Origin of the sequence: Rhodopirellula sp. P2 (genome assembly GCF_028768465.1) — a bacterium.
Classification (GTDB): Bacteria; Planctomycetota; Planctomycetia; order Pirellulales; family Pirellulaceae; genus Rhodopirellula.
Genome location: NZ_CP118225.1, coordinates 7,162,164 through 7,179,155, shown reverse-complemented (window position 1 = coordinate 7,179,155; position 16,992 = coordinate 7,162,164). Strand labels below are relative to the sequence as shown.

Here is a 16,992-nt window from a genome sequence, read left to right as displayed (position 1 = left end):
GTGACGGATTCGCTGCCTTCGCACAAGTACGAATTCCGCGTGGCCTACCAAGAGACGGATGGCCAGCGTCGAGTTCACCATGCCAACTACTTGAATTATTTCGAGCGTGGGCGGGTCGAGATGCTGCGCGAACTCGGTCACAACTACAAATCGATTGAAGACGACGGCCACATGCTGGTCGTCGCTGAAATGAACGTGAAGTACTTCGCGCCCGCGGAGTTCGATGATTGGTTGGAATTGACAACCACCGTCATGGAAGTTCGCAAAGTCCGAATGCGACACCGCTATCAAATTCATCGGGATGGGCAGTTGCTCGTCGAAGCGGATTCCGTGATCGCGTGTGTTGATCGCAGCGGCAAACTGGCTCGATTGCCCAACCTGAAAACTCGCTGACGGCACCTGCTCATGCGAGTCTTTGTGGGCGAGTTTCTCTGCGGTGGTGGCATGGCGTCCACGCCGCTGGAACAGATCCCGCCTTCGCTGCTGAGCGAAGGTCGAGCGATGTGGCACGCTTTGGTCACCGATTTCGCGGCTTGGGCAGCGGTGGTCACGCCGCTGGATGCCAGGCTGGAACATCTCGCGGACGATCTGCCGCGTCACGTTCAGCGGTTCCCTGTGAAGGCGTCCGCAAACGTCGTGGAATCTTGGTTGGAAGCGGCCCAGAGATGTGACATGGCGATCCTTGTCGCACCCGAGACCGACGGCGAACTCCATCGGTTGATCGCGATTTTTCGTGACTCCGGGGTGGAGGTGTTGGCGGTGGATGAAACGACGGTTCGCATGGCGGCGGACAAGTGGTTGACCGCTCAGTGGTTGGAAAAACACAACATCGCAACGCCGGTGACTTGGGCCAAGGGCTGCCGGCTGCCAGACGATGCAACTCGCAAAATTGACGGGTGGGGATCCATCGGACGGGATGCCCAACGTTGGGTTCGAAAGCCACGGGATGGCTGTGGTTCCGAGTCGATTCGTGTCTTCGATGATCGGGCATCGGCCAGTTTGGAGATGCAGCGAAACGAGATCGTGCAGGCTTGGATCGCAGGCCGACCTGCATCGATCTTGATCGTTGGTGCAATGGCCGATGGTGGAATGACCATGGGGAGAAACCAGCAAGTCATCTGCCCCGCGATGTGGCAGGATTGCGAATGGGGCCAAGACGCCCCGCCACTTGCCAGCCAATCCGGTGGCTCATGGGCTCGCTACCGAGGCGGCAGCGGTCCAATCGAATCTGATTTGCAGTCACGCGGGCGGGCGTTGGCGGATCAAGTGTTGCGGGCCCTGCCAGAGCCCCCGCGAGGATTTATGGGGATCGACTTCATCTTGGCGGATCGTCCCGAAGAGGACTGCGTGATCGAGATCAATCCGCGGCTGACGACCTCGTACATCGGTGTTCGAGAGCTGGTGAGAGGCAACTTGACCTCGATTTGGGAGTCGTGCAGAAGCCCAGAATCAGCGATCAGCAGACTCTCGTTTGAATGGTCGTCCGATCAAGTCCGCTGGACAACGGAAGGTGAGGTCCACACGCAGGCACGCCAGTGAGCGTTTCTCATCACCCTCCCCCTGGGAGGGTCGAGCGAAGCGAGGGGAGGGTCGAGCATCGGAACCAGCGCGTAACCCTCCCCGGCCCGAAGCGGGCCGACCCTCCCAAAGGGAGGGTGAAATAAAACGGCACGACCGCTGCGCGGGTGGGGTTCTGCGAAGTGGATCACATTCCCGAGGCCATGGCGAAGAAACCGCCTGCACAACCGCCGCAGATGATCGCGGTCACGGCAGGTTTCCAGTTGTCGCGGAAGTGGCGGATGACAAAGATCGGAACGTAGAGGATCGTCAACGAGAGCAGGCCCTCATTGCGACTGACTTTGAAAGCGCGAGCGATCAGCGTCAGCACGCACCCGATGGCGACCATGGCGAACGCGGAGCCGCCCAAATTGCAAAACATTTGCAGCGGTTTGAATTGCAGTTGCTCGGTGCGACGGGAGGCGTTGACGGCCAAGACGGCGATCACAACGGCGCTGCCGACGATGAACAGAATCAGCGCCAGCATCCAGGGTGGCATGCCAGCTCCCTTGTGCATTTTTTCTTGCAATGCGACATCGCGGACCATGTCCTTTTCCGCCTTCATCAGGGCCAGGGTGCCCATGTCGATGTCGACACCGGCAACTTTGTGCCCTTCCAGGTTGGTGCCGGTTTCCTTGTTGTAGCCGCATTTGGTGCACAACACGGCTCCCGCTGCCATTTCGTATTTGCAGGCTGGGCAGACCCCCGCGATCTGGCGATCGAAACCCTCTTCGGTGAACAAATCGTCCAGCGAGTCGGCCTGGGATGCTTGGGGGGCCGGACGGGATGCGGCGGGCCGAGCAGCCGCGGCTTGAGGCTTCGCGGCCCGCGGTGCGGCTGGCTTGGCAGACCCGCCGGCAGCCGGCACGCGAATTGCCTTGCTGCATCCGGGGCATTTGACTGCTTTTCCGGCAAATTCATCGCGGACGCTAAGTTGTTTGCCACAAGAGCATTGCAAGCGAATCGGCATCAAGAAATCGTTGGCAGAAGGGAAGAGGGACGTCTCGCGAAACCGGGCGGGCCGCTCCGAGCAGAAACGGACCGATGGGTGAGGCGGTTGGGGCGTTAGTATAGATGCAAATGACCGAAACGACGACTCGCAATCAAGGCATTGGGAAGTCCCCCCCGGTGCTAGTAATTCTCCGTCGCTTAAGCAAACTTGTGAAGTCATCTCGGCTCCGCGAATTCGTTCGCCTCCCGCCTGAACATCTAACCTGAACACTGCATCGTGAATTCACCTGAACGTGACCTTTCCGAACGCCTCGCGAAACTCTCTCCGGAGCAGAGAGCTGCCCTGCGAAAACGTTTGGCCCGTTCATCGTCCTCGACGCCCTCCCCTGCCACCCATGCGGCGAATTCGCGTCCATCGACGGCGACAGCGGAGCCGATCGCGATCGTGGGCGTGTCGTGCCGATTTCCCGGTGCGCCGGATTTGGACGCTTATTGGAAGGTGATTTCCGAAGGGATCGATGCGACCGCGGAGATCCCGCCGGAACGTTGGGACGTGGATTCGCTCTATGACCCCACCGGGCAAAAAGCCGGACGCATGTCGGTTCGTCGCGCGGGAATGGTTGCCAACATCGATCAATTCGACCCCAAGTTCTTTGGCATCTCGCCGCGTGAAGCCGCGCGGATGGATCCTCAACAACGGTTGTTGTTGGAAGTCAGTTGGGAAGCATTTGAGATCGCTGGCATCCCCGTTTCCAGTTTGGCGGGAACTCCCGTCGGGGCCTATGTCGGAATCGGCGGCACGGATTACTCGAAGGTCCCGTCGACCTACGACGGCTACTACCAATACATCGACGCGCACGTCGGGACCGGCAACGCCCTTTCGATTGCCGCCAACCGGCTGTCCTACATCATGGACCTGCGTGGTCCCAGCATGGCGATCGACACGGCGTGTTCGTCATCGACGATGGCGATTCACTTGGCGATTCAAAGTCTGCGTGCCGGGGAATGTGACGCAGCACTCGCCGGTGGCGTCAACGCGATTTTGACCCCCGAAACAACCATCGCGTTTTCGAAGGCTCGGATGTTGTCGCCGGATGGTCAGTGTCGACCTTTCGACGCCGATGCCAACGGCTACGTTCGCGGCGAAGGCTGCGGCATGTTGTTGCTGAAACGATTGAGCGATGCCGAGCGGGATGGCGATCACATCTGGGGGACCATCCTGGCCAGCGCGACCAACCAAGATGGTCGAACCAGCGGCATCACTGCGCCCAACGGGGTGTCGCAACAAGCCGTCATTCGGACCGCACTTCGCGAAGCAGGTTTGCCCGCTTCACGTATCAATTACATCGAAGCCCACGGCACCGGAACACCATTGGGCGATCCGATCGAAGTCGATGCGCTGACCCAGGTCTTCTCCGGAAAACCCGGCGTCGACCCGCCCTGCTATGTGACCAGTGTCAAAGCCAACGTGGGCCACATGGAAACGGTCTCGGGTGTGGCTGGCATGATCAAGTTGTTGCTGATGATGCGTCACCAAACCATTCCTGGTCAGCTCCATCTGAAAAAACTGAACCCGCGAATGTCGCTGAAGCGTTCACGGATTGTGATTCCTGCTCAGTCACCCCCTTGGCCTGTGGACGATGAGCCATTGATCGCGGGTGTCAGTTCGTTTGGCTTCGGTGGAGCCAACACGCATTTGCTGATGCAGCAGTACTTGCCGAAGGAAACGGTCGAGGTCGCTGGTTCGACCCAGTCCCAAACGAAGGAGCGAACTCGGCACGCATTGGTTCTGAGCGGCAAGAGTGAAGCGGCCATCGCGGAGGTTGCCTCCCGATTGAAGCAGCACCTGGACCGCAGCGATGACAACATCGTGGATGTGGCTCACACGATGAACGTGGGACGCGTTCATCACACCCACCGAGCCGCCGTGGTCTTTGAAGACTCAGAGCAACTTGGCCAACAGTTGACGCAGCTGAGCGAAGGCAAGAAAGGTCCCGGCATCCGCAGCGGACAAACCGTGACCAGCCGTGCCACGCGAACCGCATTCTTGTTCACGGGCCAAGGATCGCAATCGCCGGGCATGGGCAAAGGTTTGTTTGAAACCCAACCGGTGTTTCGCAAGTCGATGCTGCAGTGCGATGAAATCCTGTCGGAGGTGTTGCCCAAGCGTTTGCTGGACGTGTTGTATGGGGAGGGCCCGGATGCGGATCTTGTTCATCAAACTCGGTACACCCAACCTGCTCTGTTCGCGATCGAGTATTCCCTTGCGCAGTTGTGGTTGTCGTGGGGCTTGAAACCACAAGTCGTGCTGGGACACAGCGTCGGAGAATTCGCGGCCGCTTGCATCGCAGGCGTTGTGTCGCTGGAAGACGCATTGAACTTGATCGCACATCGCGGCCGTTTGATGGGTGAGTTGCCTGCCGGCGGTGGCATGACAGCGATGTTTGAATCGGCGGAAGTGATCGCCAAACAGCTTGGAGAGTTTCAGCCGTCGGGCAGCGGGACTCTTTCGATCGCCGCGGAGAATGGGCCGCAGAACACGGTCGTTTCCGGCCCGTTGTCGGACCTCGATGCCTTCGCCAAGCACTGCGAGGAAGCTGGTGTTGCTTCCAAAGCCTTGCAGGTGTCGCATGCGTTTCATTCGCAGTTGATGGAACCGATGCTGGATGAGTTCCGGAAGATCGCCGAGCGATGTGAATTCAAAGCACCACGGATTCCCTTGATCAGCAACTTGACCGGGGAGCAACTGACCAAGGCTTGGGACGCTGACTACCTGTGCGACCATATTCGCAACGCGGTTCGTTTCGAACCCAGCATGCGAACGCTTGCCGAGATGGACATCGATGTGATGTTGGAGGTCGGTCCGTCACCGATTTTGACAGGCATGGGAAAACGTTGCTTGCCAGAATCCAACGCGACTTGGACACCATCGCTCCGGTCGGGCAACGACGACGAAACAGTCCTGTACGAAGCGGTGGGCGACGTTCACGCTCGCGGTGGCAAGATCGATTGGCGTGCCTTCGATCAACCCTGGAAGCGACAACGTTTGGTCTTGCCAACCTATCCCTTTGATCGCCAGCGATACTGGTTGGATCCATCGGATGACATCGTCGAGGATCCCTCCCGCAGTCGCTCGGGAGCAGGCGAGTTGCTGCATCCGATGCTGGGCCGATTGCAGCCGTCGGCGCTGCAGAGTCGGTTGTATGAAAACGCTTTGTCAGCTCGTTCACCGGATTTCTTGGCCGATCATGCGGTGCAAGGATCGGTCAACTTGCCCGGAGCTGCGTTCATGGAGGTCGCCTTCGCCGCCGCTCGAGATCGCTTCGGTGCTGGTCCGCATGCGATCGTGGATGCGAACATCGAACACGCCATGTTTGTCAGCGAAGATCGTTGGAAAACGTTTCAAACCATCGTGGATGAAAGTCTTTCACTCGAGGTCTTCTCTCGGGACCGTGTCGATGCCAGCGAGCCTTGGCAACGGCACATGTCCGCTTCGCTGGTCCCTGCAGAACAGTCCGACGAATCGACCGAGCTGGAAGTCGTCTTGCCTCCGGCCGGCATGTCGACCGTTGCTCAACGTTTTGTGGGCGGCAAGGATCACGACGAGTTCTATGACTTGATGTCGCACCGACGACTGGAGTACGGACCACGATTCCGGATGTTGCATCGTGTCGACTACTCGATCGACGAAGCACTCGGCCAAATTCAGTGCGACGAAACCACACGAGCTGAATTCGATGACTACATCTTGCATCCCGTGTTGGGCGACGCGTTGATGCAAACGTTCTCGGCATTGGTTCCGCGTCCGGATCATGACACATTCAGCGAAGCGACCTACATGCCGACGAAAGTTTCGCGGGCGGTGGTTCATCAGCGTCCCGCCGGAATGCTTCGGACCTATGGGCGGCGGACTTCAGCGGGAGATGTCCTGGATCCTGAGTTCGTGGAAGGCGACGTTTGGCTGGTCAACGAACGCGACGAGGTGGTGGCGGAATGGACTGGCGTTCGTGTGACACGTGTCGGACGCGTTGGTGGTGGTGCGTCAGAGTCACTGGACGATTCGCTGTACCAGATCGATTGGCAGGACGCTGAGTCATCGCCTGCTGTGCCGGCTGTTATGACCGTGGACGGGCAACAGGTTTGGTTGTTGGGCGGAAGTGGATCGCTGCGTGATTCGGTTGCCAAGCAGTTGGCGGATCTCGGGGCAAAGGTCGTGACCGAGGATTGGAAGTGTGATTTGAAATCACTCGCCGAGCGACATGAGCCGACCGAACCACTTGCGGGAATCATCTCTCTTTGGGATTCCAGCGAAGAATCGAGCGACCCAGCTGGTGACGCAGAAGACGCTTGTCAGGCGGCGCTCGCGCAGGTCCGCTCGGCCATTGAGCACGTCACGCCTGGAAAACAGTTTCGAGGGTGGTGGCATGTCACGAAGGGAGCCCAAGCCGTTTCCGCATCGGAGACAAGCATCGATCTGGTTCACGCTCCTGTGTGGGGAATGATTCGCGTCGCGATGATGGAGCTCGCGGACCTCAAGCCTTGCTTGTTGGATCTGGATCCATCGGCGACTGACCAATCCAGTGCATCCGCTGTGACGGCTGAATTGGTTGCGGCAGATGAGGAGGATCAAGTTGCTTACCGGGGTGGCAAACGCCAGTTCGCTCGCTTGGTGAAGCGACATGCCCAAGACGGTGCAGGTGGCGAAACGACGATCGCCATTCCGTCGCAGCCACACCGATTGCGTTTTCGTCAGACCGGCAGTTTTGATTCGCTGTACTTTGAGCCGATGGAACGCGAGGCACCTCGGGGAAGCGAGGTTGAACTGCGGGTCAATGCCGCGGGGCTGAACTTCAGCGATGTGCTGAAAGTGATGGGGCTGTATCCCGGGATCACGGACAAAGTGGTGCCGCTGGGAATTGAATGCTCCGGTGTTGTCACTGCAGTCGGCGAAGATGCGAAACACTTTCAAGTTGGCGATCGAGTGATGGGAGTCGCTCCATTCAGTTTTGGTTCGCACGCGAAGACCCCTGAATACACGCTGGTCAAGCGGCCGGCGGGGATTGACGACGTCGAAGCTGCAACGATCCCAATCGCGTTTTTGACCGCCTGGTATGGGCTGGTGCATCTGGCCGATGTGCAGCCCGGCGAACGCGTGTTGATCCACGCTGGGGCCGGTGGAGTGGGATTGGCCGCCACTCAGATCGCTCAGTACCTGGGGGCTGAAGTCATTGCGACGGCGGGCAGTGATGAGAAACGCGATTTTCTACGCGGTTGCGGTGTGAAGCATGTCTTCAACTCGCGGACCACGGAGTTCGCCGACGACATTCGACGTGCCTTTGGTGGCCAAGGCGTGGACGTGGTTTTGAATTCGCTTCCCGGCGAAGCGATTCCGAAAAGTCTCGGTGTGCTCAACGCCTACGGTCGCTTCTTGGAAATTGGCAAGACCGATATTTACCAAGACCGCAAAGTGGGATTGCTGCCCTTTCAAGACAACCTGTCCTATCACGCAATTGACTTGGATCGCGTGTTGCGGCAGCGTCCAGCGAAGATCGAGACATTGTGGTCCGAGCTTGCTGAGCGATTCGAAGCAGGCGACTTGCAACCGATCGCTTGCACCGAGTTTGATCAGACCGAAATGGTCGAAACGTTTCGCTACATGGCGCAGCGAAAGAACATCGGCAAAGTCATCACGCGAATGTCGACGCAGACCACGGTGGATTCCACCGATGAGACTGGCACGAAGGAAGAGTCGGCTGCGTCGACGGTCCTGATCACCGGCGGGACTGGCGCGATCGGTTTGAAGCTTGCCAAACGATTGATCGAGGAGGGGGCGACCAGCATTGCCCTGCTCTCCCGTCGTCAGCCAACCGGCGAGGCCGCGGCGAAGATCGATGCGTTGACGGAAGAATCGGACGATGCCAACGTGACGGTGTTGCAAGGCGATGTGGGAGACTTGGAATCGCTGCGTTCGGCGCTGAAACAACTCCCCGCGGGCGTGCCGCCGATCGCACACATCTATCACGCGGCCGGTGTTCTTCGGGACGGTTTGTTGATGGACATGACGGCGGAACAGCTGCTGGTTCCGATGGGGCCCAAGGTGCAAGGTGGATGGAATTTGCACATGGCGACCAGGGATTTGCCGATCGAGACGTTTGTCTTGTTCTCTTCCATCGCGGCTTGCTTGGGATCGCCTGGACAAGCGAACTATGCCGCCGCCAATTCGTTCTTGGACGCTCTGGCTGAATATCGGCGTGGCAAAGGTTTGCCCGCGACCAGCATCGCCTGGGGACCATGGGCGGAATCTGGCATGGCGGCCACAGACGAACGATCATCTCAGTTGGAATCTCGGGGCATGCGTTTGCTTCCCGCCGAGGCGTGTTTGCAAACGATGCAAGAACTCATCGAGGCCGGCGATCACTACGTCGCGGTGATGGATGTGGATTGGCCAGCGATGACAAACAGCATGCGTCGGACCCGGCCCTTCTTCACCGAATTCGCAGACCGTTCACTGGCCGATTCCAATTCGAAAGTGGACCAGGTTGACCATGAATTCCGGGCTCAGTTGGCGGGAATCCCGGAAGACGATCGAACCGACCGGTTGCGTCATTACTTCGCGTCTGAGTTGGCTCGATTGATGGGCTGGGAAGCCGAGCAAATTGACGTCACGCAAAAGCTCAGTGAACTGGGAATGGATTCGTTGATCGCGATGGAGTTGAAAAACAATCTCGAACAACGCTTGGCCATCACCATCCCGATGTCAGCGCTTGTTGAATCACCTTCGATCAATAGTTTGGTCGGCCATGTGGTCTCGCAGTTCGCCGACCAAGATGGGGAAACGAAGGCGGCGGCTGACAAGCCAACACGAAAGGCGAACGATCGGACTGCGTTGATCGTTCCCTTGAAAGCCGAGGGAAGCCGTTCGCCTTGGCTCTGCATTCACCCGTTGGGTGGATCAACGGCCTGCTACTCCGATTTCTCGCAACAGGTGGATGAGGACCAGCCCGTGTACGCGTTGGTGGGCGGCGGATCCGACGGTGTCAGCGAACCACCGGCATCGCTCGATGCCATGATGGAGGAGTACGTTGGTCTGGTGCAGGAACAATTCGCAGATGAGGACCTGAGGTTGATTGGTTGGTCCGCAGGCGGCGTGTTCGCTCTCGAGCTGGCTCGGCGTCTGGAAGAGCAAGGTCGCGATGATGTGGCGGTGACTTTGTTGGACACCCCGCTTCCATCGATCTATCGCAACGTGGATCCGAACGATGACGTTCAGTTTGTCGCCGATCTGATTCAGTTCTCCAACGCGTTTTCGGGGACCGACATGCGTCTGACCGCGGAAGAATTGGAAGACGCACGTGGGACAGACAAAATCTGGCAGCGTGTGTTGGCAGAAGCTCAGCGTGCCGGGGTTCTCAGTCAGTCAGCTTCCCCGGAGATGGTTCGCAAATTGATCGACACCAGTCGGCAGCATGTGCAGTTCATCAAGTCGTATGAAATTGATCCGGCCAGCCCCAGTGTGCAGCTGATCTTGCCGGTGCAGACCACCGCGCTCGAGGGTTCCTCGGGAGAGCGCTGGACCGATCACTTGGATTGGGCGTCTCAACTCGACTCAGAGGTCATCGTGGAGCAGACCGGTGGCGATCACTTCACGATGCTGATGGGCGAGCAGGCTCGCGAATTGGCGAAGCGGATGGAACAGCACGCGACGGCCAAATGATGGCGTGGCATGCGAGCTGATGGGTGGCGTTCACTTGGCCATCAGGTACCCAACCCCGCGAACCGATTTGATTCGTGTGGGTTGGTTTGGATCGTCGCCGAGTTTCCGGCGGACACGTGAGACACGCAGGTCGATGGAACGATCCAGTCCGTCGTAGGGCAAACCCAACAGATCAACATAAATCTCTTTGCGGGCGACGACTGAACCGGCTCGCAGCGCCAAGTACTCGATCAAGTCAAACTCGGCGGTGGTCATCTCGATCGTGTCTCCCCCGATGGTGACCTGGCGTTTGGCAGGCGTCACAACGAGATCGCCGACAATGATGCGATCCTCTTCTGTCAATTGCGTGTCGGATTTTCGAAGGTGATTTTTCAGACGCGCGAGCAAGGCACGTGGACGAACCGGTTTGCTCATGAAGTCATCCGCACCGACCTCCAACGCAACGACTTCATCGATTTCTTCGCCGCGAGCTGTGAGCACGATGATCGGTCCCGAGAATTGGTGGCGCACCGCGCGGCAGACATCGATCCCGTTCAGGCCGGGGAGACCGATGTCCAACACAATGGCATCAAAGCGGTCGTGGAGGATTCTTTTCGCTGCGAGTTCACCATCATTTTCGATTTCGACCGTGAAACCGTGCTCATGGAGGAAATCGCTGACCATCGCTGCCAAGTGTGTGTCATCTTCGACCAATAGCAGTCGATCTTGCATTGCATTTTTTCCTGCTTGGGCATGAACGTTCGGCGGTTGGAACCCCAGTCCTGGAAAAAGGTTCCGGCGTAAAAAGGCGTGTGGAAACGAATCCCCGAGGAAACGATTTTTCGATTCATTTGGCGGAACCTTGCCCCGATATCGGCATTGAAGCGTTGCCGAGAGTGGAGACTCACACGGTTTCACCAAACAGGATGAAAAGATGAATCGAAAATCACTGACTTGTAGCAATGGGCACCATTTGCGAGCCGCAGGGGCGCTGGCTGGCAAGACTTTGCCCTGCCCTCGTTGCGGCGTCGCGGTCACCATTCCGTGGGAGGATGCTTTCACCGTCCCCGAGCAACCCCCTCAGCGAGATTCGCTTTCAGACACGGGGGTGATGCGAATTCTGGGGGAGGCAAGCATGCCGGTTCAGCAGAGTGAAACTCAACCCAGCGACCCATCCACGGGTTCACATCGACCGTGTCCGAGATGCGAACACTTGGTCAGCGACCAATCCACGGTCTGCCCGAAGTGCAGCTGCTACATGGGGGTGTTGCCTCAGTTCTTGCGCGCGTTGCTCCCCAAGAACATGTCCGCCTAAGCGGACGAAAGAATGGCAAACGGATTACCGCTTCCAGGAATCGAACTCGATCGCCTGGAAGCGAATCCAGTCCGTAGACTTCACTTTTCGACGGTCAATTCCCGGCGATAGATCGTCGTTCCATTGGTCACATACAAATGGGAGTGGTCCGGTCCTGCCAACACGCAGCTGGTCAGTGGTTTTGCCGGATTCGGTTTGGGAAGCACACCGCAGGGACGACCCGTGGGGTCAAAGATCTGCACGCCCAATTCGCTGGTGACGTAGTACCGGCCGATCTTGTCGACCGCCATGCCGTCGCCTTTGGAAGCCGTGAGATAGGGCGGTGGTTCATTGAATTGGAACTCGCCCTTGGGATCGATTGGCAATCGCATCGGCATGGTCGGCATCTTGGCATTGAGCACGCCTTCCGCGTTGACGCGGAATGTCCAGGTGAACTCCCCGCCATAGTCGGACACCACCAAGGTGCCGCCGTCGTTGGACAACGCGATCCCATTGGGACGCGAGATTCCTTCATCGGCCGCAGTCACCTCACCCGTTTCAATGTTGATCCGAGTGACTTGGTGAGCCCCGGTTTCGGTGATGAACAAGTAGCCTTCATCGGAAACGGCCAGGTCATTCGGAGCGACGTTTTCAGCGATCGTTTTCACTTCGCCTGATTTCGGATCGATCGAGATCACACGCTTCTTGGATCCCTGGCAGGCATAGAGCAACCCGCCGGGGCCGAACATCAATCCGCTGACCGATTCTTTCGCGATCACGGTTTTGCTTTGGTCAGTCACGTTGACTCGGACAACCGCGGGAGCACGCATGTCGCAGTAGTAAAAGTTTCCCTCTGCGTCGCTGCAGGGAGCGTCGGCAAAGCCAAGGTTGTCTGCCACCACTTCCCACGACTTGCCAGGAACCAACAGATTCAGAAGCGTCAGGTCGCCTCGCAGGTCGTCCGAGGTGTCGATGGAAGGCGTGTGAGTTTCCTTCCGCCACAACCATTTCATGGCTTCGGGGAACTGCATGCTGCCAAAGTCCGCGTTGTGCCCGTAGCCTTCGGCCCAATCCAAACGCACGTCGTAACCCATGTAGTTCAGCGATGATTCCAAGCGTTGGTTGGCGATCGGCCAGTGCCCAAACGGATTGTCGTTGTCACCGCTGGTGTCCGCCATGGAAACGCGAATCGGTTTGGGTTCCGTCTTGCGAATCAAGGAAGAATAAAGGTCGCCACCACGCAAGTTCACGAAGCTGCCGACGTTGGAGTAAACCTTTCGGAACTGATCAGGACGTTCCCAGGCAACGGTGAACGCACAGATCGCACCGGAGCTGGACCCGCCAATCGCACGCATGTTGGGATCGTCAGAAAGGTTGTATTTCTTTTTGACCTCGGGAAGGATTTCTTCCAGCAAGAATTGACTGTAGCGATCACCGAGGCTGTCGTATTCGAAGCCACGGTTGGAGGACTTGCGGCCTTGGCGAGGTTTCGATTTGTCATGTCCCGGATTGAGAAACACTGCAATGGTCGGCGGCATGTCGCCGCTGGCAATCAAATTGTCAAACACGGTTGGGATGCGCCAGCGACCTTTTGTGTCACGCATCCGCTCACCATCCTGGAACACCATCAATGCCGCTGGTTTGCTCGCGTCGTACTGAGCCGGAACGTAGACGGACCAGTCACGAATGGTGTTGCCAAAAATCTCAGAGTGCCAAGGCGGCATTGATTCCACCTTGCCTTGAGGAACGTTTTCATTGACGACGGCGAGCGGGTGAGGTTCCCACTTGGGTTTGGTCGATGCGGGAGGGGTGACGGTGGATTCCGCGTTGTCGTTCCATAGCCACTGCAGTGCACTGGGCAATTCTTTCCCGCCCCATTGGCCGCTGTGCCCGCCTTCGGTCATCACGAATTTGTACTGGTAGCCTGCGAACTGAAGTGCGGCGGCCATGTCGCGGTTGGCCAGCGGCCAGTTGCCGTGCAGGTTGCTCAAGTCATCGCGACCTTCTTGCAGGTAGACCTGAATTGGTTTGGGATTGGATTTGGTTTTGCGAATCAAACCGGGGTAAGCCCAGCCGCCACGAATGTTGGTGTAGCTGCCGATGTGGCTGAGCACCTTGCCGAATTGATCCGGCCGCTCCCAAGCCACGGTGAACGCACAGATGCCACCCGAGGAGATGCCGGCGACAGCGCGTCGTTTGGGATCGGAAGAAACCTGCAGGTCCTTCAAGGCCACGGGGAGGAATTCATCGATCAAGAATCCCGCGTAACGATCCCCCAGCGAATCGTATTCGAACGAACGATTGCTCCGAGCTTTGGCGCCTGGTTTTGTGCCGGGCACCGTGCCGGGATTGACGAAGACCGCAATGGTTGGCGGCAGCAACCCCTTGCCAATCAAGTTGTCCAGCACGATTGGCACGCGGAACGAACCGTTTGGCTTTGCATAGTTCATGCCATCCATGAACACCATCAAGTTCGCTGGCGTTTCCGGATCGTATTGTGATGGAACATAAACGGCGTAGTCGCGACGAGTTCCCGGGAACGTTTCGCTGGTATCAAACACGCCCTTGGTGAGTTTGCCTTGGGGCACACCATCCTGAACCGTTCGGAACGCTTCATCGTCTGCATGCGTCACAGTGGTGAGGGAAGCGATGCCGATGGCGGCAAGCATCAAGAGGCAAGTGCAGGGCCGGATCCACGCAGCGAGGTGCTTCGCAGATTGAACGGCAGGTTGCGGACCGGTGGGGGGATGCATGGTGAATCGCTCGGTGGGATGACTTGGGTGGGATCCTCGCTCGTGAGTTCGCGAGAGGGGGTTCTGATCATCGTTGCTGGAGAGGTGCCAAGCAAGTCCGGCAATCAGGCAAGCATCACGGGTGGGAAGATTGCGGGGGCGTGATAAGGTTCTTCCACAGCCACTCTAGCCATAGCAAACCCTTCATGAACATCATTTCACTCCTGCCCAGTGCGACCGAGATCGTTTGCGCGTTGGGGTTAAGAGACCAATTGGTTGGTGTCACGCATGAGTGTGATTTTCCGCCTGGCGTCGATAGTCTTCCGAAGGTGACCCGGACCTTGATCCCGCACGATGCGACCAGCGGCGAGATCGATGCGATGGTTCGCGAGCGATTGCAAACCGAGCGAGCGTTGTACTCACTGGATCTGCCGGTGGTCGAATCGTTGTGCCCCGATCTGATCGTGACGCAGGCTTTGTGCGACGTGTGCGCGGTGGCGGAGTCCGAAGTCAACGCGGCGGCCTGCTCCCTGCCCGGCCGACCACGCGTGGTGAACTTGGAACCCACCTCGCTGTCCGAGATGTTCGATTGCATCACTTTGGTTGGGGAAGCAGCGAATTGTCCCGACCGGGCCGAGGCTCTGATTGGCAGTTTGCAATCACGTGTCGATCGAGTGCAGCAACGCACGACCGAGCTGCTGTCGCGGCCGGGAGTCCAAGTGCCCCGCGTGATGCTGTTGGAGTGGATTGATCCACCGTTTAGCGCTGGGCACTGGAGCCCCGAATTGGTTCGATTGGCGGGAGGCCACGAATGCGTGGGCGAGTCCGGCGAGCGTTCCGTGACCACGTCGTGGGATCGCATTCGAGACGCGGATCCGGACGTCTTGTTCATCGCTTGCTGCGGTTTCAGCGTGTCGCGAACCTTGGAAGACTTGCCGATTCTGCGTGGCTATCCCGGTTGGTCGGAGATGAAGTGTGTTCGGGAAGGACGCGTCTACGTGGTGGACGGTTCCGCTTACTTCAGTCGACCGGGGCCAAGATTGGTTGACAGTTTGGAGATCCTAGCCAACGCCCTGCACCCACAAATCCATCCCTTGCCAAACGGCCTCCCCCCCGCCATGCAACCCAAAAAGGTGTCAGGTACCTTTTTGGCAGAATAGGCAGTTTGTTCATTTCTGACTCGGCGCGATTCTGATGAAGATGGATGGTGGATTGGCATGCCTGCCGTTCACTTCTCCGTGAACATCACCGCTCTGAATTGGCACCGGAATTCAATCAGCAGGGAAGGTGGACGATGGTAGCTAGATTACCCAGTCTCCCAAAAAGGTACCTGACACCTTTTAGGCGATGCGGTCTTCGGTGACGTGGGTGGTGCCGTCGGGATCGACGCGGCGGAAGAAGCAGCTCTCGTAGTTTTCATGGCAGGCCGCGCCGGTTTGATCGACGGACAGCAGGATTGTGTCGGCGTCGCAGTCCACGCGGATTTCACGCACCACTTGGGCGTGGCCGCTGGTGTCACCTTTGCGCCAGAGTTTGCCCCGTGAACGGCTGAAGTAGACGGCGCGGTTGCCCGACAGCGTTTCGTCCCATGCTTCGCGGTTCATCCACGCTAGCATCAGCACTCGGCCGGTGGTGGCGTCTTGTGCGATGGCGGGGAGCAGTGGTTGGCCGGTCTTGGGGCACGGAACCCCGGCGTCAAAGTTGGGAATGGGAGAAGGCATGGAAGCGATTAGGTGTTGAGATTGACGATGATTTTGCCGGCCAATTGACTGCTGTCTTCCAGCGTCGCTGATTCTTGCAAGGCGTGAGCTTGGGCGGCTTCTTCCAGCGCAAAGCGAGCACTGATGTTGGCGGACAGTTTACCGGACGCGAGCCAATTGGAGATGTCTTCTGCGGCGGTCTTCATTTCCATGGGGGTGGCTTTGAACATGACGAAGCCATGCAGGGAGCATTCTTTGACATAAAACGGGCCGACCGGGAAAGCGGGCCGGGCGTCTCGTCCTGCCATCAACACCATGCGTCCACGCCCTGCGAGCAGGTCGACGGCGACATCAAAGTCTGGTTCGCGGCGAGTTTCCCAGAACACGTTGACGCCGTCGGGAGCAACGGCTTTGGTTTTCTCGGCGATGGATTCTTCGTTGTACAGGATCACTTCCTCGGCACCGAGATCGCGACAGACTTGGGCTTTGGCTTCGCTGCCCGCGGTCGTGATCACGCGGGCCCCTTTGGCGGCAGCCATTTGCACCACCATCGATCCCACGCCCCCACTGCCACCGATGACCAGAATGCTTTCGCCGGGTGACAGTTGGGCTTCGCGGAACAGTCCGAGGTGCGCGGTGACACCCACCAGAGCGCAGGCGGCGGCGTCTTCGTAGGGCACGGGTTCGGGCAACTTGAAGACCCAGCCTTCCTCGACCGCAATCAACTCGGCGAGAGTCCCTTGGCGGCCGAGCAGTCCTTGGTTGGTGCACCAAACGCGGTCGCCAATCGTGAACCGTTTGACACCAGGGCCGACGTTTTCGACCACACCCGCCGCATCGCATCCCGGCACGAATGGCTGAGGTAAATCCATGGCGATGGCGCCGGAACGAATGTACGTGTCGATGGGGTTGACGGCTGACGCGTAAACACGAATCAGGACTTGGCCAGGTCCGGGAGTGGGATCCGGTTGCTCCGCGATTTGGATGGAATCAGCGGGACCTGGTTCAGTGATGAAGGCAGCTTTCATGGGGCGAACTCGTTGAAGAGGACGTTCATCAAACGGG

At 58.3% G+C, this 16,992-nt stretch carries 10 protein-coding genes; 5 read left to right on the top strand and 5 right to left on the bottom strand.

Annotated elements, in window-relative coordinates; all coding sequences use genetic code 11:
* Together PSR62_RS25250 and PSR62_RS25245 are read left to right on the top strand one after the other, a co-directional pair.
* On the top strand, positions 1-393 hold the full coding sequence (locus tag PSR62_RS25250) for an acyl-CoA thioesterase (protein WP_274405723.1): 393 nt from the start codon (positions 1-3) through the stop codon (positions 391-393).
* A 12-nt stretch (positions 394-405) separates the two neighbouring features.
* The gene (locus PSR62_RS25245) at positions 406-1,539 is read left to right on the top strand and encodes an ATP-grasp domain-containing protein (RefSeq protein WP_274405722.1); all 1,134 of its coding nucleotides are present in this window, start codon (positions 406-408) and stop codon (positions 1,537-1,539) included.
* 166 nt (positions 1,540-1,705) lie between these two features.
* Here the strand turns inward: PSR62_RS25245 and PSR62_RS25240 are convergent, their stop codons facing one another.
* Positions 1,706-2,527 carry a hypothetical protein gene (locus PSR62_RS25240; RefSeq protein WP_274405721.1) on the bottom strand — a complete coding sequence of 274 codons (822 nt, stop codon included), beginning with the start codon at positions 2,525-2,527 and terminating at the stop codon, positions 1,706-1,708.
* Between the two features lie 258 nt (positions 2,528-2,785).
* On the opposite strand from PSR62_RS25240, the gene PSR62_RS25235 reads away from it, so the two are divergent.
* A complete protein-coding gene (locus PSR62_RS25235) occupies positions 2,786-10,222 on the top strand; it encodes a type I polyketide synthase (protein ID WP_274405720.1) in 7,437 nt (2,478 codons plus the stop codon).
* A 30-nt stretch (positions 10,223-10,252) separates the two neighbouring features.
* On the opposite strand, the gene PSR62_RS25230 is transcribed toward PSR62_RS25235, so the two are convergent.
* On the bottom strand, positions 10,253-10,933 hold the full coding sequence (locus PSR62_RS25230; protein WP_274405719.1) for a response regulator transcription factor: 681 nt from the start codon (positions 10,931-10,933) through the stop codon (positions 10,253-10,255).
* Between the two features lie 202 nt (positions 10,934-11,135).
* On the opposite strand from PSR62_RS25230, the gene PSR62_RS25225 reads away from it, so the two are divergent.
* Positions 11,136-11,516, top strand: a complete 381-nt coding sequence (locus tag PSR62_RS25225; RefSeq protein WP_274405718.1) for an ATP-binding protein — start codon at positions 11,136-11,138, stop codon at positions 11,514-11,516.
* Between the two features lie 80 nt (positions 11,517-11,596).
* Here the strand turns inward: PSR62_RS25225 and PSR62_RS25220 are convergent, their stop codons facing one another.
* Positions 11,597-14,164, bottom strand: coding sequence for an alpha/beta hydrolase-fold protein (locus PSR62_RS25220; RefSeq protein WP_274405717.1), 2,568 nt, complete (start codon positions 14,162-14,164; stop codon positions 11,597-11,599).
* A gap of 269 nt (positions 14,165-14,433) precedes the next feature.
* On the opposite strand from PSR62_RS25220, the gene PSR62_RS25215 reads away from it, so the two are divergent.
* Positions 14,434-15,387, top strand: a complete 954-nt coding sequence (locus tag PSR62_RS25215; protein WP_274405716.1) for a cobalamin-binding protein — start codon at positions 14,434-14,436, stop codon at positions 15,385-15,387.
* A 180-nt stretch (positions 15,388-15,567) separates the two neighbouring features.
* Here PSR62_RS25215 and hisI read toward each other — a convergent pair whose 3' ends face one another.
* Both hisI and PSR62_RS25205 read right to left on the bottom strand, forming a co-directional pair.
* Complete coding sequence (gene hisI / locus PSR62_RS25210) at positions 15,568-15,948, bottom strand: phosphoribosyl-AMP cyclohydrolase (RefSeq protein WP_274405715.1); 381 nt, start codon at positions 15,946-15,948, stop codon at positions 15,568-15,570.
* 8 nt (positions 15,949-15,956) lie between these two features.
* Positions 15,957-16,955, bottom strand: coding sequence for an NADPH:quinone reductase (locus tag PSR62_RS25205; RefSeq protein WP_274405714.1), 999 nt, complete (start codon positions 16,953-16,955; stop codon positions 15,957-15,959).
* Positions 16,956-16,992 lie beyond the last annotated feature (37 nt).

Bases quoted from the DNA above. Each gene is read 5' to 3' on its own strand.
- PSR62_RS25245 (WP_274405722.1), top strand. From the start codon at position 406: ATGCGAGTCTTTGTGGGCGAGTTTCTCTGCGGTGGTGGCATGGCGTCC.
- PSR62_RS25240 (WP_274405721.1), bottom strand. From the start codon at position 2,527: ATGCCGATTCGCTTGCAATGCTCTTGTGGCAAACAACTTAGCGTCCGC.
- PSR62_RS25230 (WP_274405719.1), bottom strand. From the start codon at position 10,933: ATGCAAGATCGACTGCTATTGGTCGAAGATGACACACACTTGGCAGCG.
- PSR62_RS25225 (WP_274405718.1), top strand. From the start codon at position 11,136: ATGAATCGAAAATCACTGACTTGTAGCAATGGGCACCATTTGCGAGCC.
- PSR62_RS25220 (WP_274405717.1), bottom strand. From the start codon at position 14,164: ATGCTTGCCGCCATCGGCATCGCTTCCCTCACCACTGTGACGCATGCA.
- PSR62_RS25215 (WP_274405716.1), top strand. From the start codon at position 14,434: ATGAACATCATTTCACTCCTGCCCAGTGCGACCGAGATCGTTTGCGCG.
- hisI (WP_274405715.1), bottom strand. From the start codon at position 15,948: ATGCCTTCTCCCATTCCCAACTTTGACGCCGGGGTTCCGTGCCCCAAG.
- PSR62_RS25205 (WP_274405714.1), bottom strand. From the start codon at position 16,955: ATGAAAGCTGCCTTCATCACTGAACCAGGTCCCGCTGATTCCATCCAA.